Origin of the sequence: Kribbella sancticallisti (assembly GCF_039530625.1) — a bacterium.
Taxonomy (GTDB): domain Bacteria; phylum Actinomycetota; class Actinomycetes; order Propionibacteriales; family Kribbellaceae; genus Kribbella; species Kribbella sancticallisti.
The window spans coordinates 369,022-389,055 of the sequence record NZ_BAAAOS010000007.1; the positions used below are offsets into that span (position 1 = coordinate 369,022).

At 67.4% G+C, this 20,034-nt stretch carries 19 protein-coding genes and 1 pseudogene; 12 read left to right on the forward strand and 8 right to left on the reverse strand.

Features of this window, described 5'->3' with window-relative positions; all coding sequences use genetic code 11:
• The first annotated feature begins 279 nt into the window (after nucleotides 1–279).
• Both panD and ABD255_RS04895 read left to right on the forward strand, forming a co-directional pair.
• Nucleotides 280–702, forward strand: a complete 423-nt coding sequence (gene panD / locus ABD255_RS04890; protein WP_344210193.1) for an aspartate 1-decarboxylase — start codon at nucleotides 280–282, stop codon at nucleotides 700–702.
• 53 nt (nucleotides 703–755) lie between these two features.
• Complete coding sequence (locus ABD255_RS04895; RefSeq protein ID WP_344210195.1) at nucleotides 756–2,189, forward strand: aminopeptidase P family protein; 1,434 nt, start codon at nucleotides 756–758, stop codon at nucleotides 2,187–2,189.
• 75 nt (nucleotides 2,190–2,264) lie between these two features.
• Here the strand turns inward: ABD255_RS04895 and ABD255_RS04900 are convergent, their stop codons facing one another.
• The 3 genes from ABD255_RS04900 to ABD255_RS04910 all read right to left on the reverse strand — a co-directional run bounded on the left by ABD255_RS04900 (nucleotide 2,265) and on the right by ABD255_RS04910 (nucleotide 4,890).
• Complete coding sequence (locus ABD255_RS04900; protein ID WP_344210196.1) at nucleotides 2,265–3,368, reverse strand: methyltransferase domain-containing protein; 1,104 nt, start codon at nucleotides 3,366–3,368, stop codon at nucleotides 2,265–2,267.
• The gene (locus ABD255_RS04905; protein WP_344210197.1) at nucleotides 3,365–4,339 is read right to left on the reverse strand and encodes an MvdC/MvdD family ATP grasp protein; all 975 of its coding nucleotides are present in this window, start codon (nucleotides 4,337–4,339) and stop codon (nucleotides 3,365–3,367) included. The genes ABD255_RS04900 and ABD255_RS04905 overlap by 4 nt, the downstream gene beginning before the upstream one ends.
• Before the next feature lie 314 nt (nucleotides 4,340–4,653).
• Nucleotides 4,654–4,890: a hypothetical protein gene (locus ABD255_RS04910; RefSeq protein WP_344210198.1), complete on the reverse strand. Its 237-nt coding sequence runs from the start codon at nucleotides 4,888–4,890 to the stop codon at nucleotides 4,654–4,656.
• Nucleotides 4,891–5,067: 177 nt separating this feature from the next.
• Between ABD255_RS04910 and ABD255_RS44010 the strand changes: the two are divergent.
• From ABD255_RS44010 to ABD255_RS04925, 3 genes and pseudogenes are all read left to right on the forward strand, one after another.
• Nucleotides 5,068–5,937, forward strand: a pseudogene (locus tag ABD255_RS44010) (NsdA family TPR-like regulatory protein); the annotation flags it as partial.
• A gap of 13 nt (nucleotides 5,938–5,950) precedes the next feature.
• Complete coding sequence (locus ABD255_RS04920) at nucleotides 5,951–6,535, forward strand: NsdA family TPR-like regulatory protein (protein WP_486336043.1); 585 nt, start codon at nucleotides 5,951–5,953, stop codon at nucleotides 6,533–6,535.
• A 25-nt stretch (nucleotides 6,536–6,560) separates the two neighbouring features.
• Nucleotides 6,561–7,049: an SAM-dependent methyltransferase gene (locus ABD255_RS04925; RefSeq protein ID WP_344210201.1), complete on the forward strand. Its 489-nt coding sequence runs from the start codon at nucleotides 6,561–6,563 to the stop codon at nucleotides 7,047–7,049.
• Nucleotides 7,050–7,111: 62 nt separating this feature from the next.
• On the opposite strand, the gene ABD255_RS04930 is transcribed toward ABD255_RS04925, so the two are convergent.
• On the reverse strand, nucleotides 7,112–9,067 hold the full coding sequence (locus ABD255_RS04930; protein ID WP_344210202.1) for a M13 family metallopeptidase: 1,956 nt from the start codon (nucleotides 9,065–9,067) through the stop codon (nucleotides 7,112–7,114).
• Between the two features lie 210 nt (nucleotides 9,068–9,277).
• Here ABD255_RS04930 and ABD255_RS04935 point away from each other — a divergent pair, with 210 nt between their 5' ends.
• Nucleotides 9,278–10,399, forward strand: a complete 1,122-nt coding sequence (locus ABD255_RS04935) for an NHL repeat-containing protein (RefSeq protein ID WP_344210203.1) — start codon at nucleotides 9,278–9,280, stop codon at nucleotides 10,397–10,399.
• Between the two features lie 22 nt (nucleotides 10,400–10,421).
• Here ABD255_RS04935 and ABD255_RS04940 read toward each other — a convergent pair whose 3' ends face one another.
• Both ABD255_RS04940 and ABD255_RS04945 read right to left on the reverse strand, forming a co-directional pair.
• Complete coding sequence (locus ABD255_RS04940; protein ID WP_133804103.1) at nucleotides 10,422–10,715, reverse strand: HU family DNA-binding protein; 294 nt, start codon at nucleotides 10,713–10,715, stop codon at nucleotides 10,422–10,424.
• A 192-nt stretch (nucleotides 10,716–10,907) separates the two neighbouring features.
• The gene (locus ABD255_RS04945) at nucleotides 10,908–11,717 is read right to left on the reverse strand and encodes a phytanoyl-CoA dioxygenase family protein (protein ID WP_344210205.1); all 810 of its coding nucleotides are present in this window, start codon (nucleotides 11,715–11,717) and stop codon (nucleotides 10,908–10,910) included.
• 72 nt (nucleotides 11,718–11,789) lie between these two features.
• On the opposite strand from ABD255_RS04945, the gene ABD255_RS04950 reads away from it, so the two are divergent.
• The 6 genes from ABD255_RS04950 to ABD255_RS04975 all read left to right on the forward strand — a co-directional run bounded on the left by ABD255_RS04950 (nucleotide 11,790) and on the right by ABD255_RS04975 (nucleotide 16,569).
• The gene (locus ABD255_RS04950) at nucleotides 11,790–12,602 is read left to right on the forward strand and encodes a helix-turn-helix transcriptional regulator (RefSeq protein ID WP_344210207.1); all 813 of its coding nucleotides are present in this window, start codon (nucleotides 11,790–11,792) and stop codon (nucleotides 12,600–12,602) included.
• A gap of 94 nt (nucleotides 12,603–12,696) precedes the next feature.
• A complete protein-coding gene (locus ABD255_RS04955; RefSeq protein ID WP_344210209.1) occupies nucleotides 12,697–13,710 on the forward strand; it encodes an LCP family protein in 1,014 nt (337 codons plus the stop codon).
• 171 nt (nucleotides 13,711–13,881) lie between these two features.
• Nucleotides 13,882–14,403, forward strand: a complete 522-nt coding sequence (locus tag ABD255_RS04960) for a DUF1990 domain-containing protein (protein ID WP_344210211.1) — start codon at nucleotides 13,882–13,884, stop codon at nucleotides 14,401–14,403.
• Nucleotides 14,404–14,473: 70 nt separating this feature from the next.
• Nucleotides 14,474–14,929: a GNAT family N-acetyltransferase gene (locus ABD255_RS04965; protein WP_344210213.1), complete on the forward strand. Its 456-nt coding sequence runs from the start codon at nucleotides 14,474–14,476 to the stop codon at nucleotides 14,927–14,929.
• 228 nt (nucleotides 14,930–15,157) lie between these two features.
• Entirely contained in the window at nucleotides 15,158–15,886 is a 729-nt protein-coding gene (locus ABD255_RS04970) for a class I SAM-dependent methyltransferase (RefSeq protein WP_344210215.1), read from the forward strand.
• Nucleotides 15,887–15,891: 5 nt separating this feature from the next.
• A complete protein-coding gene (locus ABD255_RS04975; RefSeq protein WP_344210217.1) occupies nucleotides 15,892–16,569 on the forward strand; it encodes a uracil-DNA glycosylase in 678 nt (225 codons plus the stop codon).
• On the opposite strand, the gene ABD255_RS04980 is transcribed toward ABD255_RS04975, so the two are convergent.
• Nucleotides 16,547–18,319 carry an ABC transporter ATP-binding protein gene (locus ABD255_RS04980; protein WP_344210219.1) on the reverse strand — a complete coding sequence of 591 codons (1,773 nt, stop codon included), beginning with the start codon at nucleotides 18,317–18,319 and terminating at the stop codon, nucleotides 16,547–16,549. The genes ABD255_RS04975 and ABD255_RS04980 overlap by 23 nt on opposite strands.
• Entirely contained in the window at nucleotides 18,316–20,013 is a 1,698-nt protein-coding gene (locus ABD255_RS04985) for an ABC transporter transmembrane domain-containing protein (protein ID WP_344210221.1), read from the reverse strand. The genes ABD255_RS04980 and ABD255_RS04985 overlap by 4 nt, the downstream gene beginning before the upstream one ends.
• Nucleotides 20,014–20,034: the final 21 nt, after the last annotated feature.

Here is a 20,034-nt window from a genome sequence, read left to right on the forward strand (position 1 = left end):
GCCCCGCATCGCCACCACCCAGCACCTTCGCTCACCTCGACATACCAGCCGCGCCGGTCGCCCGGCACTCACCGCGGCGCCGCCCGCTCCTCTTCATCCACCTCCACCACTGAACGCCCGCTGGCCCTCGCAGCCGCCACACTCCGCCTTCCCTCACCCTCGCCACCCTCCGTCTCAGCACGCGCCACAAGACCCGCGCCCGCCCACCGTGCGTACGTAGTACGGGCGGCAGTGACGGCCGCCACTGACAGTGATGGGTGTGGGCTGGATGATGGCGCCATGCTGCGCGAGATGATGAAGTCCAAGGTGCACCGGGCCACCGTCACCCAGGCCGACCTGGACTACGTCGGGTCCTGCACCCTGGACGCGACCTTGATGGACGCGGCGAACCTCTGGCCCGGCGAGAAGGTCGACATCGTCGACATCACCAACGGCAACCGCCTCACCACGTACCTGATCGAAGGCCCGCGCGACTCCGGCATCGTCGGCATCAACGGCGCCGCCGCGCACCTGATCCACCCCGGCGACCTCGTCATCCTGATCGCCTACGGCATGTTCGACCCAGCCGAAGCGAAGACCTTCGAGCCGAGCGTAGTCTTCGTGGACGAGCACAATGCGATCACCCGCATCGGCTCCGACGCCGCCGAGGCGCTACCGAACAGCGGCACCGTCCGCGGCGACCAACTGCACACCCCGCGCTGAGATGAGGCCGCGGGCCAGGTGAGGCCCGCGTGCTGGATGGAGATGGGTCGACGATGACCGAGAGCACCGACAAAGCCCCCAAGACGGCCAGCCACGACACCGCGTCGGGCGAGAAGTTGCGGGAGTTCATGAACTCCGGGTGGGGCGAAATCGAGCGAACCGACGTCACTCTCAGCGACGTCGGCACCTGGGCCGCCAAGCGGCGCGACGCCCTCTCCCAGGCGTTTCCCGGTGAGCGGCTGGTGATCCCGGCCGGCACCTTCAAGGTCCGCTCGAACGACACCGATTACGCGTTCCGCCCGCACACCGACTACGTCTGGCTGGTCGGCGACCAGACCTCCGACGCAGTCCTGGTGCTGGAGCCGAACGGCACCTCCGGCCACGACTCGGTGCTTTACTTCCGGCCCCGCGCGGACCGCAGCGAGGGCGAGGAGTTCTGGCGCGACCGGATGTACGGCGAGCTGTGGGCCGGCCGCCGTCCGTCGCTGACCGAGACCGCCAAGGAGTACGGCATCGAGACCCGGCACGTCGACCGGCTCGCGGACGTGCTGAAGAGCGACGTACCGACCCGCGTTCGCCGCGGCGAGGAGAGCTCGATAGCTTCCCTGCTCAGCGGCGTGACCACCGACGCGGACCGCGACAAGGAACTCGCCTTCACCCTGTCCGAGTTGCGGCTGGTCAAGGACGCCTTCGAGATCGAGCAACTCCGGGAGGCCTGCGCGATCACCCACCGCGGCTTCTCCGACGTGCTCAGCGAGATGGACAAGGTCCGCAAGTACGGCGAGCGCTGGATCGAGGGCACCTTCTGGCGCCGCGCCCGCGCCGAGGGCAACGACGTCGGCTACACCTCGATCGCCGCGGCCGGCCCGCACGCGACCACCCTGCACTGGATCGAGAACGACGGCACCGTCGACAACGGCAACCTGATGCTGCTCGACATGGGCGTGGAGAACCGCAACCTCTACACCGCGGACATCACCCGCACCCTGCCGATCAACGGCGAGTTCACCCCGCGCCAGCGCGAGCTCTACCAACTCGTCCTGGACGCGCAGAACGCCGGCATCGCCGCCCTGCGCCCCGGCGTACCGTTCCGCTCCGGCCACGAGGCCGCGATCGAGGTCCTGGTCCGCGGCCTGGAGGCGATGGAACTGCTCCCGGTCACCGCCGACGAGGCCCTCGACCCGAGCAGCGGCATCTACCAGCGCTACACCCTGCACGGCGTCAGCCACATGCTCGGCCTGGACGTCCACGACTGCGCCGCCGCCCGCAACGAGAAGTACAACAAGGGCAACGTCGAAACCGGCTACGTCCTCACCGTCGAACCCGGCCTCTACTTCCAGGCCGAAGACCTCACCGTCCCCGAAGACCTCCGCGGCATCGGCATCCGCATCGAGGACGACATCCTCATCACCGACAACAGCACCGAAAACCTCTCCGAAGCCATGCCCCGAGAAATCGACGCCATCCAAACCTGGATGTCGAGCTGAACCACTCCCAGCGCAAAGGGACAGACAGAGAACGGACCACCGCCCGAGCTGAGGCTCCCAGGAGGTGGTCCGCCCTCATTTGGACAGCGGCTTCAATAGATGTACCGGATCCGGACGACCGTCGAGGAAGACACCTTGCTGCTGGTCCGTGATCGTCAACCGGTAGCGCTCACGCACCGGGCGCCCGGCGGCAATCCAGTCTCGGTAAGCCAGCTCAACGTCATCCCAGACGGTGCTGGGCCCTCCTTGAACCACCAGACCGTCGGCAAGACGCGCCCAGGATCCGTCCGAGCGATAGGCAACTGAGGCACCGTCCACAGAAGCAGTGCGAACGTCTGGATTTGTCAGGTCGAGCCAGAACCGCGCCTCGTTGTCGCGATAGATCGTCGCGTCAAAAGAGTACGCACGACTGATGCCGGCGCTCGACGTCGCGATCTCGATCAGCTCACCGACGCTGACCTGACCTGGTTCGTGGCGCAGCGGCATGAAGTACGCGGGGTCCGGCAGGAACGCACCCGTCGCACCCTCACCGTCTCTGTCTTTCCGGATCCTGGCAATGCCGGCGCCCATCGGGGTAACGACGACTCCGCCAGGCTCGAGTTGACTGAGCCAGGAGGGCGGAACAAAGTCGAGCCGGCAGGTGGCGATGACGGCGCCGTACGGGCCGGCGCCCGGAAAACCGTCAATGCCGTCGGCGACGGCCACTAGTGGCCGATAACCTGCCAACGCGAGTTGACGACGAGCCTGGTCGACCAAGTCCGGGTCGATGTCAACGCTCACCACTCGGTTATCACCCAACCTCTCCGAGAGCAGCGCCGCGTTGTAGCCGGTCCCGGCGCCGATCTCGAGCACTGTCTCACCGCCGGTGAGCTCCAGCGCCTGAAGCATGGTCGCCATCAGGCTCGGCGCGGTGGACGAGGATCTGACGTCGTCCCGGGTGACCAGGTGGATGTCGGAATAGACGGCCGACAACCAGTCACGGCCATGCGTCGCGTCGACGACCGCGCTGCCTTGGCTGCTGTACCGATAGAACCTCGGCACGAACAGATGACGCGGGACTGTCTTGAAGGCCGCCTGCCAGAGAGGATCGGTGAGGTGCCCCGCCGCGACAAGCTCTCCGACCAGCTCAGCTAGAACTGCGGTTGCCTCGCCCTCGATTTCCAATCTCGCATCACTCATCGGCTGCTGCTCTCCAGAAACTCCGTGATCGCTCGGGCGATGACATGTCGTAGCTGTGGGATGAACGCCCATTGTCCATTGGGATTAACCTCCAGAAAGACCCAGCCACGCCCAGGGACATTCCGAAAGTCGATGGCGGCGAAGACAAGGCGCAGCTCTCGCAGCAGGTCGAGCACCGCTCGACGCACGTCAGCGGGAACCTCGATCGGCCGGTAGCTGACGCTCTCGTGATGAGCCCGGATATCGATCGGTCCGTCGAGGTCCTCCGGATGGATCTCGGCAGCGAAGAACTGTCCGTCGATGACGGTCAAGCGGATGTCGACACCCGTCACGAACTCTTGAAAAAGATGGGCAGTAGCGGCGATACCGGGATCGCCCCACAGGTCTTCAGCCACCTCAGACGTGTACAGAACACCGCTGCCCTGTTCATCGTCGACGGTCACCATCGTGGCCAACGACTTCGTGATGATCCGGCCGCCGACCGATCTCGCGAATTCGCTGACCGCCGCTGGTTCGTTGGTGAGGAGCGTCGCCGGTGCTTGCAGGCCACAGCGACTGGCAACGGCGAGCTGGTGAGGCTTCACTCTGGCATCCGCCATTGCCGAGGGGCTGTTGAGCCAGACAGCATCCGGCAAACTGCTGAGGACACCCGAGAACCCATGCCGAGCTTGGGATCGGGCGAAGGCCTCCACCCCCGACGATCGACCATCCGGGAGTCGAAAATCGGATGGCCTGCGGTAGTAGATGGCCCGGATCGATCGAAGATCGATCTCGCGCGGCGCTCCCTCGAAACGGCCGTCCCAAACCATTCCCCCAGCATCGAGTCTTGCCGTGAGACGAAGGCTGATGGGGAAGTCGCCTGGATCACAACGCACGAACGGGGTCCCTCGGAGGTTGAGCTCATGCAAGACGACATCGGCGGTGGGGTCATCATCATGGGTGAGCACCAGGATGGGCGCGGGCTCCGTCATCGAGATCGTCTCCGCTACTTGTCGTCGACACACCAGTCCACAGCGAGCACATCCTTGCCGTCAGACTCTGTTTGGGTCATGGACGCAGCCATTGGCATCACCTCGGTTGCCACTCGTCCATCCACCAGGCCAATCTGGCGCGAGCGGCAGAGCGAGACCGTTGGGCGGCTGAACCGCGGCCGTCCAGCTGAGTAGTCGACGAATCGCAGCCCGAACGGTCGAACAGGCTCATCGGGCTTGGTTTCTGCTGCTCCGATGCTGCTGACAGGGAATCGATCTTGGTCTCGCCACATGTCGTTCTCCTTGGGTCTGAGTCATAACTCTGTCAACGGCCACAGCCGCTGCTCGGGAGGAATCGGTGGGTAGTCGGAGACGGGGCCGCCATGCGCTGAGAGCACAGGCGGCAGGGGGTCAACGGTGATCCGAAGACCGGCGAATCGACGGGCCATGGCTGCGGCGTATCTCTCGGCGAGCGGCCTGTCGGCGACGTAGGCGGCGATCACGCGGTCACCGAACCAGACCTGCACCTTGCGGCGCTCGTGCTTGCTCATCGACGCCGCACATCGCGAAACAGGTCCATGGCCTTGGCCACCGCCAAACGGCGGTGATCAGGGTCAGCACTCGCATGTGTGTGTTCACTGCTACTCCCCACCGGAATTGCGACCGATCAAACGTTGGGTTCTCGATACGTTGAGCGAACCATCGGTTACGGTGAGTCGGTACCCGTGATGAGGATCAGGTGTGGTGAAAGTGGTGAACGGCCGACCAGACTCGGCCGGGCGCCGAGGGGAGGCGCCGCTGTGTCGAAGGCCCGAAAACGTAACGAGAAGCTCGCAGCAGCGATCGCCGAGGCTGGCTGGTCTCATGCCCAGTTGGCACTCGCTTTCGGCCGGGTCGCAGCCGAGTGGCGAGCTGAGGACCGTGCGGGTGTCGGCCGATCGCACGTCTCTCATTGGGTTGCCGGCTCCATGCCGTCCGGCCTCGCTCCGGACATCCTCGCGGAGACTCTGTCCCGTCGGCTCGGCCGGACGGTCACAACCAATGAGATCGGCCTCACGACTGTGGCCTCGTCACCGATACTCGACTGGCATGCCGATACGCTGACGGCGCTGGTCGATCTCGGGAGAAGTACCTTGGATGTCGAGCGCAGGTCGGTACTGCGGGCGGCCGGTTACTCCGCCGCCGCTTTGGCACTGCCAGATCAGCCCTGGTGGGACCGGTTGGCGGAGGGCACCGCCAAGCGTCGCGTTCACCAGGGTGGTCGGCTGGTAGGCGCAGGAGACCTTGAAGCGGTCCGGGAGACGGTCCAGCTCTTCACGCGCATCGATCAGCGCCGAGGCGGAGGACATGCCCGTGCGGCCGTCGTTCAGTACTTGACCTCTGACGTCGCAGGCTACCTGCGTGCCTCCTACGCTGATGAGGACGTACGGCGCGGGATGTTCTCCACTGCCGGTGAACTGGCCTACCTCGTCGGCTGGATGGCGTTCGACAATTCCGAGCATGCGATCGCCCAGAGGTACTTCGCCGTAGCGGTGAAGCTCGCTGCAGAAGCCGACGACGCCCCGCTTGCGGGCCATATCCTTCGAGCCATGGCGCACCAGGCTGTTGATCTTGGGCATCACCAGCAGGCGGTACGCGTCGCCGAGGCGTCACTGGACGGGCGCCGCTACGAAGACCGCCAGTCCACGCGAACGTTCCCTGATCGGAGTGGTCCACGCACGAGCCCTCGCCGTCGACGGACAGCGCGCGGCCGCCGCGCGAGCACTTCTTCGGGCTGAGAACGATCTGGCCTCCGCGGAGGCCGGCGACGACGAACCCGGCCGGGTGTTCTTCTTCGGCGAGGCCAGCCTCGCCCACGAGACGGCCTGCACACTGCGAGACATGGGTGACCTTGCGTCTGCCACCAAGGAGTTCCACCGCAGCGTCCGCACCCGGAAGGCAGCCACCTTCACACGGACGCACGCGGTAACGCTTGGCTACTTGGGCGCGGTGCAGGCCAGGGGTGGGAGCATCGAAGAGGCCTGCGGGACGTGGGCGGAAGCACTTGACGTCATGGACGGAGTTCACTCCGGACGGGCTCGGCAGGCGGTCCGCGACATGCGTTCCAGCCTGTCGGTCTATCGGGCCAAAGGCATTCGGTCGGTCGCTGAGCTCGATGGGCGGGCGGCCAGATATCTGGCTTCGGTGGGTCGCTAAATGATCTCTACTCGAAGAGGAAACGATGACTGATCAATCGATCACCGTCCATCCAATCGCCCACGTGGTCGGAGGCCGAGTCGAGCCCACTGACGACTACTGGGGTGGCACGCGGGCGATCATTCGTATCGATGATCCGCGGTTCGATGCCGATTCGACCAAGGGACTCGAAGAGTTTTCTCACCTCGAGGTGGTCTTCCACTTCCATCTCACCGATCAGTCCGACCTCCACCTCGGTGCCCGCAGGCCGCGGGACAACCCAGCGTGGCCCGAGGTGGGCATTTTCGGGCATCGCAATATGCGCCGGGTCAACTGGCTTGGCGTCTCCCGCTGTCGACTGCTGAAGGTCGACGGGCTCGACCTTCGCGTCGAGGATCTGGACGCGGTTGACGGCACCCCGATCCTCGACATCAAGCCCTGGTTCGCCGAGTTCGGGCCCCGAGGCCCGCTCCACCAACCGTCTTGGCCCACCGAGATGCTTGGCGACTACTTCGCCCCCGGGCACACGGACTAGCCAGCGACGGCGCTGGTGCGGCACACCTTGTCGACCGTGTGGAACCCGCCGCGAGGCGGGGGCTACCAGATTCGGACGCGGTCTTTCGGGGGGAGCCACATGTTGTCGGAGTCGGTGATGGCGAAGGCGGCGTGGAACTCGTCGATGTTGCGGGCTACGGCGTTGCAGCGGAATTCGGGTGGGGAGTGGGGGTCGATGGCGAGGCGGCGGATGGCTTCGGCTTCTCGGGCCTTGGTGGACCAGCCCATGGCCCAGGCGAGGAAGAAGCGTTGCGGGCCGGTGAGGCCGTCGATCGTGGGGGGCTCGGCGCCGTTGAGGGACAGGGTGTAGGCGACGTAGCTGATGGACAGGCCGCCGAGGTCTCCGATGTTCTCGCCGAGGGTGAGCTCGCCGTTGACGGTGTGGCCGGGGGCGTCCATCGGCTCGAGGACGTCGTACTGCGCGACGAGCTTGGCGGTGCGCTGCTCGAAGGCGGCGCGGTCGTCGTCGGTCCACCAGTCGTTGAGGTTGCCCTCGCCGTCGTACTTCGAGCCCTGGTCGTCGAAGCCGTGGCCGATCTCGTGGCCGATCACGGCGCCGATCGCGCCGTAGTTCACCGCGTCGTCGGCGTCGAGATCGAAGAACGGCGGGTGCAGGATCGCGGCCGGGAAGACGATCTCGTTCATCCGCGGGTTGTAGTACGCGTTGACCGTCTGCGGCGTCATGAACCACTCGGTCTTGTCGATCGGCTGGCCGAGCTTGGCCAGGTCGCGGGCGGTCTCGACGGCGACCGAGCGGCGGACGTTGCCGACCAGGTCGTCAGGACGGACCTCGAGGCCGCTGTAGTCCTTCCACTTGTCCGGGTAGCCGATCTTCGGGGTGAAGGTGCCGAGCTTCTCGAGGGCGCGCTGCCGGGTCTCGGGGCTCATCCAGTCGAGCGCCTCGATCCGCTGCCGGTAGGCCTCGACCAGGTTGGCGACCAGTTCGACCATCCGGGCCTTGGCGGCCGGTGGAAAGTGCTCGGCGACGTACAACTGGCCGACGGCTTCACCGAGGGCGGAGTCGACGACGCCCAGGCCGCGCTTCCACCGCTCGCGCAACTCCGGCGCACCGGTCAGGGTCCGGCCGTAGAAGCTGAAGTTCTCGTCGACGAAGGCCTTGCTCAGCAGCGGGGCCGCGGTGTGGACGACGCGCCAGCTGAGCCACTCCTTCCAGTGGTCGAGCTCGATCTCGTGCAGAGCGGTCGCGGCCGAGGTGAGGTAGTCCGGCTGGCGGACGACCAGTTGGGCGAACGCGTCCTCCGGTACGCCGGCGTTCGACAGCCAGGCGGCCCAGTCCACCCCGGGGGTCAGCTCCTCGAGCGCGGCCCGGTCGACCTTGTTGTAGGTCGCCCGGACGTCGCGGTTCTTCACCCGGTCCCAGTGGCCCTTGGCGATCCGGGTCTCGAGCGCCATGATCCGCTCGGCGGCAGCCTCGGAGTCGGGAAGCCCGGCGAGGTCGAGCATGCGGGCCACGTGCGCCACGTACGCAGTACGGACGTCGGCGAAGGAGTCTTCCCGGTAGTACGACTCGTCCGGGAGGCTGAGCCCGCCCTGGCTCATGTAGAGGATGTATTCATCGGACTTCATCGCGTCGATGTCGGCGCCGTAGTGGAAGACGCCGGGCACACCCTGCAGCTCGAGGCTGCCGAGTGCCGCGACCAGGCCGCTGACATCCTCGATCGAGGCGACCAGAGCGAGCTGGTCCGCGATCGGGTCGGCGCCGAGCCGCTCGATCGTCTCCTCGTCCATGAAGCTGTTGAACAGGTCGCCGATCTTGCGCGCCTCGGTGCCCTCGGGGTGATCGGCGGCCGCGGTCTTCTCGACGATGGTCCGGACGTCCAGCTCCGCGGTGTCCCAGAGAGCGTGGAAGGCGCCGTAGATCGCCTTGTCCGCCGGGATCTCGGTGCGGTCCAGCCACGGACCGTTCGCGTACCGGTACAGGTCGTCCTGCGGCCGGACCGTGGTGGACAGATTCGAGCTGTCGATCCCTGCTGCCATTGCTGCCCCGCTCCTCTACTGGGTCCTGACCATCACAACCACTGACCGTGACATTACCCGGTGCGCACCAGCGCCCGGGAGTGAAATCCACAGGCATCGAACCGTTCAGGTCGCTCATCCGTTGATCTAATGTTGAAAGCACAACCAGCCGCTGCGTCGGCGAACGGGGACGTCGGGCGGCCCAGGTCAGCCACAGGAGGAATCTCCGCCATGTCTCGCCCATTGCCACGACAGCTCGGTCGCGCACTCGCCGCGACGCTCGGGCTCCCCGCGTTGCTCTTAGGCACCCTCGCCGCCTCGGCCGTCACCTCCGCACCCGCCGGCCCGCCCGCGTCGACACCGGTTTCCGCCGCCGCCGCGAAGGCCGCGAAGCACGCCGAGATGGAGGAGATGTGCGACCCGTACCGCTTCCGCGCGGCGACCACGATCGCCGCCGCGGCGGCCGCGGCCGCGGCCAACGGCGCCGCGGCCAAGAGCGCCACAGTTGACCGGTTCCCGGCCCGCTTCGACCTCCCGCCCGGTTTCCAGCCGGAAGGCATCGCGATCGCCCGCGGCAAGGCGTACTTCGGGTCGCGGGCCAACGGCGACATCTACGCCGCGGACCTCCGGACCGGGCTTGGCCGCGTGATCACCCCGGGCCCGGGCACGGGTTCGCTCGGGATGAAGGTGGACGGGAAGGGCCGGCTGTTCGTGGCCGGCGGGGGCGGTGGCAACGGCCGGGTGATCGACACCCGCACCGGCGCGGTTCTGGCGAGCTACACGTTCACCACGGCGACGCCGACGTTCGTCAACGACGTCATCCTCGGCAAGGGCGGCGCGTACTTCACCGACTCCCGTCAGCCCGTGATCTACCAGGTCCCGCTCGGCCGGAACGGCAAGCTGCCCGCGCAGTCGGCGGTCCGGACGATCCCGCTCAGCGGTGACTACCAGCACAACCCGACGATGAACAACGGGAACGGCATCTCGCTCACCCCGGACGGCCGCGGGCTGATCATCATCCAGTCGGCGACCGGGTTCCTGTTCCGGGTCGACCCGCGCACCGGGGTCACCCGGCAGGTCGACCTCGGCGGCGTGCTGATGACGAACGGGGACGGCCTGCTGCTCCGGCAGGACATCCTGTACGTCGTCCAGAACCGGCTGAACAAGATCGCCGTGCTCGACCTGAACAGGTCCGGCACCAGCGGCCGGCTGGTTCGGGAGATCACCAGTCCGGACTTCGACGTACCGACCACCGCGGCGTTCTTCGGGAACCGGATCTACCTGCCCAACGCCCGGTTCACCACCCCGCCGACGCCGACGACGCCGTACTGGGTGACGGCGGTGCCGCGCTAGTCCGCGCGGTCCGGAAGCAGGGTCAGGAGATGGTGCGGAGGTCGCCTCGGGCCGCGGCCTTGAGGCGGCTTCCGCACGACAAGCGGACGGAGTAGCCGGCCGGGATGGACAGTGGTTCGCCGGTCTGCGGGTTGCGGCCGGTGCGTGGCGCGCGCATCACCCGCTCGATGCTCAGCAGGCCGGTCAGCGAGACCTTGTCGCCCTTGTGCACGGCCTCGGTGACGACGTCGCCGAGCGCGTCGAGGACCTTCTCGGCCTGGTTGCGCGGGATGCCCGCCTTCGACGCCACGCCGGCGACCAGCTCGTTGCGATTCACGGCTCTCCTCAACTCTCGTGCCGCCGGTCGACTCTCCACCCGTCGCTCCGGTCGGTCCTCGAAAACCTTAACCGAAATGAATGTCGTTAGCGAGAGTGATCTCAGGACAGGGGAAAACCCGCGCACTTCCATGCTCAGAGGCCGTCACTCAGAGGCCCGTCGCTCAGAGGCCGGTCGCTTAGAGCCCGTCGCTCAGAGCCCGTCACGGTCGTGCCAGTCGGCCTGCCAGCGGTGATCGATCGGGGCGGTGGACAACTGATACCGAATATCGGTCGAGAGCCGGACCTGGTCCGAGACGTTGTCGAGAGCAGCGTGGATGGTGTGAGCCGTGTGGATGACGACGTCACCGGCCGCGTAGTCGGCGATCAGCCAGCGCGCCTCGTACTCGTCGGCCAAGCTCGGGAGGTCCGCGGTGATCGAGGCGGCCGGGCGCTTGAGCGTGCCGGCGGCCTCCTCGGCCAGGACGCGGTGGTGACTGCCCTCCAGGTAGGTGAGGCCGCCACGGGCTACCGGGCAGTCGCCGAGCGGGATCCAGGCGGACAGCACACGGTCCGTGCCTTCCCGCAGGTAGACGAGATCGTAGTGAGCCTGTGTCGCCGTCCCGATCCCGTTCTCCCCGGGTGCGATGTGCCGGATGATCTTCCGCCGGTGCAGGAACGTTTCCCCGCCCAGGAACCACTCGTACCACGACCGCAGCGCCGGCTGCGCGCAGAACGCCCCGTACTGCGACCCCGGCACCACCTCCCCGAACAGCACCCGCCGGAACTCGGCCCGATCGACCTCCCGAGGCACCCCGTGGGCATCCGCGACCCCGGTCCGCTCGAAGTAGTACCGCCGGAACGCCAGCACGTCTGCCGGGTCCAGCAAGCCCCGCAGGAACAGATACCCGTCTCGCGCCAACCGTTCCCGCAACACGTCCCGGTCCGACAACTCCCGCGCCGGAACCGCCTCCAGTACCCCGAGCCGGTCAGCGGTCAGCACATACCCATTGGATGTCAGCACAGCCCCCAGTCCAGCCGCCCGAGCCCGCCGCCGGAATGGACTAGATCGGCTGCTTCTTGGATTCTTGCCGGCATGGAGGATTGGTCGGTCTACCTGACCCCTGGATCAGTCGAGCGCCAACTTGGACTCTTCTGCCTGGGCGCCGGTGAGCAGCGCAACCCGCCCGGAGCACCACCGGAGCGCGCACTCGGCTGCCACGCCGCCGTCTTCGTCAGAAGAGGCAGCGGCCACCTACTGCACGGCCCAGACCGAGTGCTTCACGAGGTGGAAGCACCGGCGCTGCTGTGGCTCTTCCCCGGCCTAGTGCACGGCTATCGCCCGTCCACCCCATGGCACCAGTCCTGGGTCCTCTTCAGCGGACCAGCCACGGAGGCGCTGACCAGACTCGGCCACCTGGACCCCACAACCCCCGTACGCCGGTACGCAGACCCGCGCGTGCTCGAGAGAGCCTTCGCCAAGCTCCTCCGCATCACCCGCACCGGCGGACGCAGTACCGAAGTACAGGCTGCGGCGGCTCTTTACGACCTGATAGCGGCGGCATACCACGAACCAGGCGGCGACGTCATCGACCGGCTCAAAGCGCTCGCCTGTCGGCGTCTGTCGATCAAGCAGTGCGCCGACGAACTCCGGCTGACCGTCGACGGACTGCGCGAGGCCGTCCGGAGTGCGACCGGTTCTACCCCGCAGGAAGTGATTCTGACCACGCGACTGAACGAAGCGAAGGCGCTGCTGGCCGAGTCGGACCTGCCGGTGGCAGCGATCGCGCGGCGGGTCGGATACGACGATCCGGCGTATTTCAGCAGGCTGTTCAGCGCACGCGTCGGCCAGGCGCCACGCACGTTCCGGCGGATTGGTTCGATCTCGCCTCCAAGTTCATCCTTTTGATCGAGGCGACGTCTGTCCACGGTCTGAAAGTCTGGGCCGAAGACCCTTCGCCGGGCTGACGCATGATCTGGCCGCGGCCCGATACGGTCGGGGCATGAGTCAACCGCAGTCCATCGACCCGCGTTACGTGAGCAGGCCGCCCGTGCGCCCCAAGAAGCGGCGTGGCTGGTTCGCCCGGATCCTCGGACTGGTCGTCCTGCTGTTCGTGCTGATGCTGGTGTGCGTCCCGCTGTTCGCGTGGAGCAAGATCAACAAGGTCGACGCCATGCCGGCGGGAGAACGCCCGGCCGCCACCGCCGGTACGACGTACCTGCTGGTGGGGTCCGACAGCCGGGAGGGGCTGAGCCGCGCGGAGCGGGCCAAGCTGCACACCGGCAAGGCGGTCGGTCAGCGCACCGACACGATCATGATGCTGCACGTGCCCGAGTCCGGGCCGACGGTGCTGGTCAGCCTGCCGCGGGACAGCTACGTGCCGATCCCCGGCCACGGCCGGAACAAGCTCAACGCAGCGTTCGCGCTCGGCGGCCCGCAACTGCTGATCACGACCATCGAGGGCGTCACCGGACTGCGCGTCGACAACTACGTCGAGATCGGCTTCGGCGGCTTCGCCTCGATCATCGACAGTTTGGGCGGCGTCGAGATGTGCTTGCCTAAGGCAATGAAGGACGAGAAGGCGCACATCGACCTGCCGAAGGGCTGCCAGGAGCTCGACGGCACCAACGCCCTCGGCTACGTCCGGGCCCGGTACTCCGACCCGCTGGGCGACCTCGGCCGGGTGCAGCGCCAGCGCGAGATGATCGGCGCGGTCGCGGGCAAGGCGATCTCGCCGGCCACCTTCATCAACCCGGTTCGCTACTACAAGCTCGGCACCGCGAGCGCCGAGGCGCTGACCGTCGACAACGACAGCGGCGTGTTCGACCTGTTCAAGTTCGCCCGCGCGATGAAGGCGGTCGCGGGCGGCGGTGACGGCATCACCCTGACCGTGCCGATCTCCGACTCCAGCTACAGCACGCGGCACGGCGACGCGGTCAAGTGGGACACCGCGAAGGCGAAGGCGCTCTTCCAGGCCCTCAAGGACGACAAGACCACGGGTCTCAAGAGCAGTTAGTGATCGCGCTCGTCCACCTGGTCGTGAGCCTGGGCATGCTCGTCATCGTGCCGCTCGGGACACGCCGTACCTTCCGCTGGAGTGGCTGGTCGCGACGCACGGAGTGGCGAACGCGGTTGGGCTCGCCCTGTGCGGGTTACTGGCCTGGCGACGGCTGAGAGGGAGGTTCGGATGAAGCTGGCGGATCTGGCGGGGCTCAGGTTCAGCTACGACGTGGTGGGGTCGACCCGGTTCAGCGAGACGCCGACCGGTTATCACCGGCTCGAGCAGCGGACGAAGATCGGCACCGGCGACGAGACCTTCCGGCGCGCGGGCAAGGCGGTGATGACGTGGCAGATGCACAAGAAGGCCGGCGTGGCGGTCAAGGCGACCGACAGCCCGGCGGTGATCGGCACGAACTCCCTCGGCCGGCTCGGCGTCGGCCCGGTCGGCCTGCCGGTGCCGTGCCGCGTCGTCTGGGTGGTCGACGAGCCCGACCGGATCGGCTTCGGTTACGGCACGCTGCACGGTCACCCGGCGTCCGGGGAGGAGTCCTTCGTGGTCACTCGCGAGGCAGACGGCGTCTACTTCACTCTTCTCTCCTACAGCCGCCCCGGCACCTGGTACACCCGGCTGGGCGGACCCGTCGGCCGCGCCGGACAGTCCTTCTTCGGCCAGCGCTACGCCAGTGCTCTGAAGCGCCTGGCCAATTGACAGTGGACTGCCCAAGTCGCCATTGAATGGACCTGTCTGAGGCACACGGGTGTTCTTAGGCTCAAGAACCATGGCGAACGTCGCGGTCCGTGAGGCCACCTCTGCAGACATCCCCCAGCTCATCGACGCGTACGAGTGGCTGTTCGCGCCGCCGGGGATCACCCCGGCCGACTGGAACAAGGACACCGCGCGGGAGCGGCTGGAGCGCACCCTGGCCGGCCCACGCAGCGCAGTACTGGTTGCTGTCGACGGCGAGCGGGTGGTCGGCTTCGGGTCGATGTATCTCGACATCGAGTCCGTCCGGTTCGGCCAGCGCTGCTGGGTGGAGGACCTGGCCGTCGGCCCGGCCGAGCGCTCGACCGGCATCGGCGCCGCCCTGCTCAGCCGCGCCCGGCAGTGGGCCGCGGACCACGGCGCCACCCACCTCGAGCTCGACTCAGCGACCACCCGGACCGACGCCCACCGCTTCTACAACCGGCACCAGCCGACCAGCCACTCGCTCAACTTCGGCTGGCAAACGGCCTGAGCGCCCACAGGCCCAGCCGCCAAGCCGCACAGCAAAGGCCCCGCAGACTCATACCCTGCGGGGCCGCCCCCAGTTCTACCAACCCCGAACGACCCCGCAGGCGACCGACACACCAACAGAACAAGACCTCCAGGCCTCCAACAGTCGTTCGGTAGGGCGACGAACCGGCCATATGCAACAATCGCGTGATTCGGAGCACAACCACACAGGATCACGGTGTAATCGCACATGCTCAGCAGGAATGTCACCAATGTCATTCGGTTCTTCTTGGATGAGTGTCTGCCGCCGATTCTGCGGGACCGGAAGTGGCTGCTGTGGGGTGCCTTCTGGCTCACCTACAAGGGCAAGCGCGTCAACGAGTACATGGAGTTCAAGAAGACCGCCTTCGACCTGACCGAGGACGAGTTCGCGGCGGCCTACGAGAACATGGAAAGCGTCGGCACCGCCCGTCCGACCGACATGAACAAGGAGTCCCTGGACTTCTGTCTGGACGCCGTCGGCAATACCCACCAGACGCTCCTGGACGTCGGCTGCGGCCGCGGCTACTGGCTCGACCTGCTGGCCGAGAAGGCGCCGAACGTGGAGCTCACCGGTGTCGACGTGCTGGCCGACGTACCGCTGCGCAACGCGAAGTACGTGCCCGGATCGGCCGAGCAACTGCCGTTCGACGACAACTCGTTCGACATCGTCTTCTCGTCGCACACGATCGAGCACGTCCGCGACCTCACCGCGATGGTGAGCGAGTTGAAGCGGGTGGCGCGCGGCAAGATCATCATCGTCACCCCCAAGCAGCGCCCGTACCGCTACACCTTCGACATGCACCTCAACTTCTTCTGGTTCGACTACGAACTCCCCCGGCTGATCGGGCTGAAGAAGTACGACATCCAGAACCTCCGGGGTGACTGGGTGTACGTCGGCTACCCGGATGCGGAGCAGCCGGGCGAGATGGAAAGCTAGGCCGGGTGAGTCCGAAGACTTTGAGCGACCTGGTGGCACCGGACTGGGCCGAGGCGCTGGCGCCGGTCGAGCAGACCGTGTCGAAGATGGGTGAGTTCCTGCGCGGCGAGATCGCCGCGGGCCGGCCGTATCTGCCGGCCGGGGAGAACGTGTTGCGCGCCTTCCAGCAGCCGCTGAACGACGTGAAGGTGCTCATCGTCGGGCAGGACCCGTACCCGACGCCCGGGCACCCGGTCGGGCTGAGCTTCTCGGTGGCGCCGGACGTCCGACCGATTCCCCGCAGCCTGGCCAACATCTACCGCGAACTGATGGCGGACGTCGGCGTGCCCGCACCGTCCAACGGCGACCTGACGCCTTGGACCGAGCAGGGCGTGCTGCTGCTCAACAGGGTGCTCACGGTGCGGCCCGGCAACTCTGCCTCGCACCGGGGCAAGGGCTGGGAGGCCGTGACCGAGCAGGCGATCCACGCGCTGGTGAAGCGCGGCGGGCCGCTCGTGGCGATCCTGTGGGGTCGCGACGCCCAGACGCTGAAGCCGATGCTTGGCGACACCCCGTACGTCGAGAGCGCGCACCCCAGCCCGATGTCGGCAGACCGCGGCTTCTTCGGCTCGCGGCCTTTCAGCCGCGTCAACGAGCTGCTGGTCCAGCAGGGCGGCACCCCTATCGACTGGCGCCTTCCTTAGCGGTTCCAGTGCCAGTCCAGCTATGCCAGAGCTGACTGTAGCGCCCACCCGCAGCAAGGAGGTCGGCATGCGTGCCGGACTCCACGACCCGCCCGTGGTCCAGTACGACGATTCGGTCCGCCTGCTCTGCCTGGGTGAGCCGGTGAGCCACCACCAGCGTCGTCCGACCCGCCGTAGCCGCCGCGCTGGCTCGCTCCAGCTCACGAGCACCCGCACTACCAGCCTCAGCCGTAGCCTCATCCAGTACTGCGACCGCCGGGTCCGCGAGCACCAGCCGAGCCAGCGCGACCTGCTGCGCCTGCGCACCCGTCAACTGATGCGCGTTCTCCCCGACCTGACTCTCTAGCCCTTCCGGTAGTGCTCGGACCCACGCCAGCGCCCCGACCAACTCCAGAGCCGCCTCAACCTCCTCGACTGTCGCGGAAGCCTTCGCCAGCCGTACGTCGTCCAGCAGCGGCCCCGAGAACACGTGGACCTCCTGGCTCAGCAGAGCCACCTGCTGCTGCGTCCGAGCCTCACCCAGCTCGCGGATATCCACTCCACCCAGCCGGACGACCCCAGCAGTCGGCATCAGTACTCCGGCCGCGATCGCTGCCAGGGTGGTCTTTCCGGCTCCACTCGCACCTACCAGCGCAACCCGCTCGCCCGGCTCGATCCGCAGCGATACCCCGTCCACCACGAGCGGCCCGTCGTCGTACGAGTGGCCGACGCCAGTCAGCTCCACCGACGCGTCGGCAGGCGCAGGGCCGGCGAGCGCCTCCTCGGTGGGCTTCAGCATCAGCACCCCCGCCAGCCGGGCCAGGCCTGCCGCGGCCGTCTGGATCTGGTCGAACTGCATCAGCAGTCCGCCGATCGGGTTGAACAGCCGATGGAAGTACAACGCGGCCGCAGTGGTCGCTCCGACGGTCACAGCATCGGCCCGCACCAGGTAGAAGCCCGCCACCAGGATCGCCGTGAGTCCGACGAACTCGGCGTGGTTGATCCTCGACGAGAAGGTGCTGAACAGCTTGAAGACGTTCAGCGACAGGTCCCTCGCGACGGCCGAGCGATCGCCGATCCGCTCCAGTTGCGCCTCTTCCAGCCGGTAGGCCCGGACGGTCGCGCTCCCGCGCAGCGAGGTGATGATCGCCTCCGACCGCTCTCCCATCGCGAGTCGCTCCCGGCGATAGAACGGCGCCGAGCGCGGCAGGTACCACCGCAATGCCAGCAGGTACATCGGCGTCGCCAGCAGCCCGGCCAGGCCGAGCCTCCAGTCGAGGGCGAACATCCCCGCACCCGTCAGCACGATCGTCAACGACGCCGACAGCAGCACCGGCCCGATCTCGGTCAGCGCGGCCGCCACCGACGCAACGTCGTCGCCCACTCGCGACAGCAGGTCGCCGGTGCGGATCTTGTCGAGCGCCGGCGCCGGCAACCGCAGCACCCGGTCGACCACCTGCTCCCGGATCCGCGCCAGCACGGTCTCCCCGACCCGCGCGACCAGCGTCACCCCGACCGCAGTCAGTACGCCGGACAGCAGCGCGGCGCCACCGATCAGCAACACCACCCGTACTACGGCCGACCGGTCCGCGTCGCCGGAGATGTCATCGACGAGCACGCCGAGCGCCCAGGGCGCAACCAGACCGGCCGCGGACGCACCGGTGATGACGACCGCCGCCACCACCGACAACATCTTGAGCCGGCGAATCTCCTGCCACAGCACCCGCCAGGTCTCCTTCGACCCGGCGATCGGCAGTACTTCGGAACTCATCGGAGCACCGCTTCCTGGTAGACCAGATCGTTCTCGGCAAGCTCCGCGTGCAGGCCCGTCGCGACCACGCGACCGTCGTCGATCACCAGCACCCGGTGCATCTTGCCGAGTAGCGCCGGGCTGCTCGTCAGTACGAGGGTCGCGAGCCCGGGAACACCACGGACCTCCGCGAGTCCCTCGGCCAGGAGCTCCTCGGTGACGGCGTCGACCGCAGTACTGGGGTCGTGCAGCACGAGTACGGGTGGTTTCGCCAGGAGTGCGCGCGCCAGGCCGAGTCGTTGGCGCTGGCCGCCCGACAGCGTGCGGCCTCGGTCAGCCAGTGGGTGGTCCAACCCGTCCGCATGGGCGTCGACGACGTCAGTAGCCGCAGCAGCGGTGACAACCTTCCCCAGATCAGCAGTAGCTGAGCTGCCAACCAAGAGGTTCGACCGCAGCGTCCCTTCGAACAGGTCGGTGTCGTGCTGCTCGACCAGAACAGAGCGACGAACGAGGTCGATGTCCAACTCCTCCATCGCCGCGCCGCTCACCAACACCCTGCCCTCGTGGTCAGGCGCCTTGCCCGCCACTACGGCCAGCAGCGCGTCGGCATCGCGCAGGTCGTAGCAAAGCACTCCGACCAGCTCTCCCGGCTTCAACGCCAAGCTCACTGCGGACAGGGTCTTGTAACTGACCCGCTCCAGCGAGAGCAGCGGCTGTGCGGCGTCGACAGCCGCGGAACCCCCAGATCGGATCAACCAGGGCGAGCTCAGAACCGAAGCCAGCCGACCGGCCGAGGCTCGTGCCGTCACGAAGACCTGCCCGCACCACCCGAGCGTGCCCACCGGCTCGGCGACGAACTGGGCCAGGCCAACCACCGTGATGAACTCTCCGACACTGATTCGGCCGTTCAGCGCGAACCACCCGGCCACACCGGCTACTGCCGCCAGGAGCAGGCCGCTCAGGGCAGCGGTCAGGCCATCCTGCAGGCCGTTGGTAGAGGCCGCCCGAAGAGTCGCCTTGAGCGTTGCCTGGCTGGACCGGCGGTACCGCTCGGCAGCGTTGGTCTGCGCGCCGATTCCGCGCAGGGTCCGCAGCCCGCCAACCAGGTCGGTGGCGAGGGCCGTAGTACTGGCGACTGCCTCCTGCTGGGTTGATGTCCGTCGGGTGAGCAGTGGCGAGAGGGCTTGAATCCCCATCACCAGCAGCGGTACGCCGATCAGGACGCCCAGCCCGAGAGGTACGTCGACCAGCAGCAGCGCGACGGAGGAGACAGCCAGCGCAGTACTTCCGGCAACGCCGACCGAGACTGCTCGCAGGACCAGTGCGGCCTTCTCCGCATCAGAGGTGGCGATCGACAGCAACTCTCCCGACCTCAGGCCGGTCTGGTGGCCCCGGGGATCCAGCACGCGCCGGGCGATCTCCAGCCGCAGCAGGTGGGTTTCGTACTCGATCGCGCGCACCACCTGCCGGGCACCTGTCTTCCAGGCATTGGACAGCACCGCGAACAAGACGACCATCATCAGCACGCACCACAGCAGCGGTTCCAGCCCGCCGGTGGAGACTGCCTGGTCCACGAAGATGCCGATCGCGACGGGAACCGCCGCCTCGGTCGCCTGGTGCAGCGCGAGCACCAGCACGCCGACAGTCATCCGGCCGCGGTGCCGTCGCACCGCCCGCCGCATCAGCCTGCCGGCCGTCAGCCCGGTCGATTCCACGCGAAGAGCTCCCCCGGATCT

Coding starts and splice junctions, on each gene's coding strand:
- ABD255_RS04950 (WP_344210207.1), top strand. CDS start 11,790: ATGGAGGATTGGTCGGTCTACCTGACCCCTGGATCAGTCGAGCGCCAA.
- panD (WP_344210193.1), top strand. CDS start 280: ATGCTGCGCGAGATGATGAAGTCCAAGGTGCACCGGGCCACCGTCACC.
- ABD255_RS04895 (WP_344210195.1), top strand. CDS start 756: ATGACCGAGAGCACCGACAAAGCCCCCAAGACGGCCAGCCACGACACC.
- ABD255_RS04965 (WP_344210213.1), top strand. CDS start 14,474: ATGGCGAACGTCGCGGTCCGTGAGGCCACCTCTGCAGACATCCCCCAG.
- ABD255_RS04960 (WP_344210211.1), top strand. CDS start 13,882: ATGAAGCTGGCGGATCTGGCGGGGCTCAGGTTCAGCTACGACGTGGTG.
- ABD255_RS04910 (WP_344210198.1), bottom strand. CDS start 4,890: ATGAGCAAGCACGAGCGCCGCAAGGTGCAGGTCTGGTTCGGTGACCGC.
- ABD255_RS04980 (WP_344210219.1), bottom strand. CDS start 18,319: ATGAGTTCCGAAGTACTGCCGATCGCCGGGTCGAAGGAGACCTGGCGG.
- ABD255_RS04970 (WP_344210215.1), top strand. CDS start 15,158: ATGCTCAGCAGGAATGTCACCAATGTCATTCGGTTCTTCTTGGATGAG.
- ABD255_RS04955 (WP_344210209.1), top strand. CDS start 12,697: ATGAGTCAACCGCAGTCCATCGACCCGCGTTACGTGAGCAGGCCGCCC.
- ABD255_RS04935 (WP_344210203.1), top strand. CDS start 9,278: ATGTCTCGCCCATTGCCACGACAGCTCGGTCGCGCACTCGCCGCGACG.
- ABD255_RS04925 (WP_344210201.1), top strand. CDS start 6,561: ATGACTGATCAATCGATCACCGTCCATCCAATCGCCCACGTGGTCGGA.
- ABD255_RS04900 (WP_344210196.1), bottom strand. CDS start 3,368: ATGAGTGATGCGAGATTGGAAATCGAGGGCGAGGCAACCGCAGTTCTA.
- ABD255_RS04905 (WP_344210197.1), bottom strand. CDS start 4,339: ATGACGGAGCCCGCGCCCATCCTGGTGCTCACCCATGATGATGACCCC.
- ABD255_RS04930 (WP_344210202.1), bottom strand. CDS start 9,067: ATGGCAGCAGGGATCGACAGCTCGAATCTGTCCACCACGGTCCGGCCG.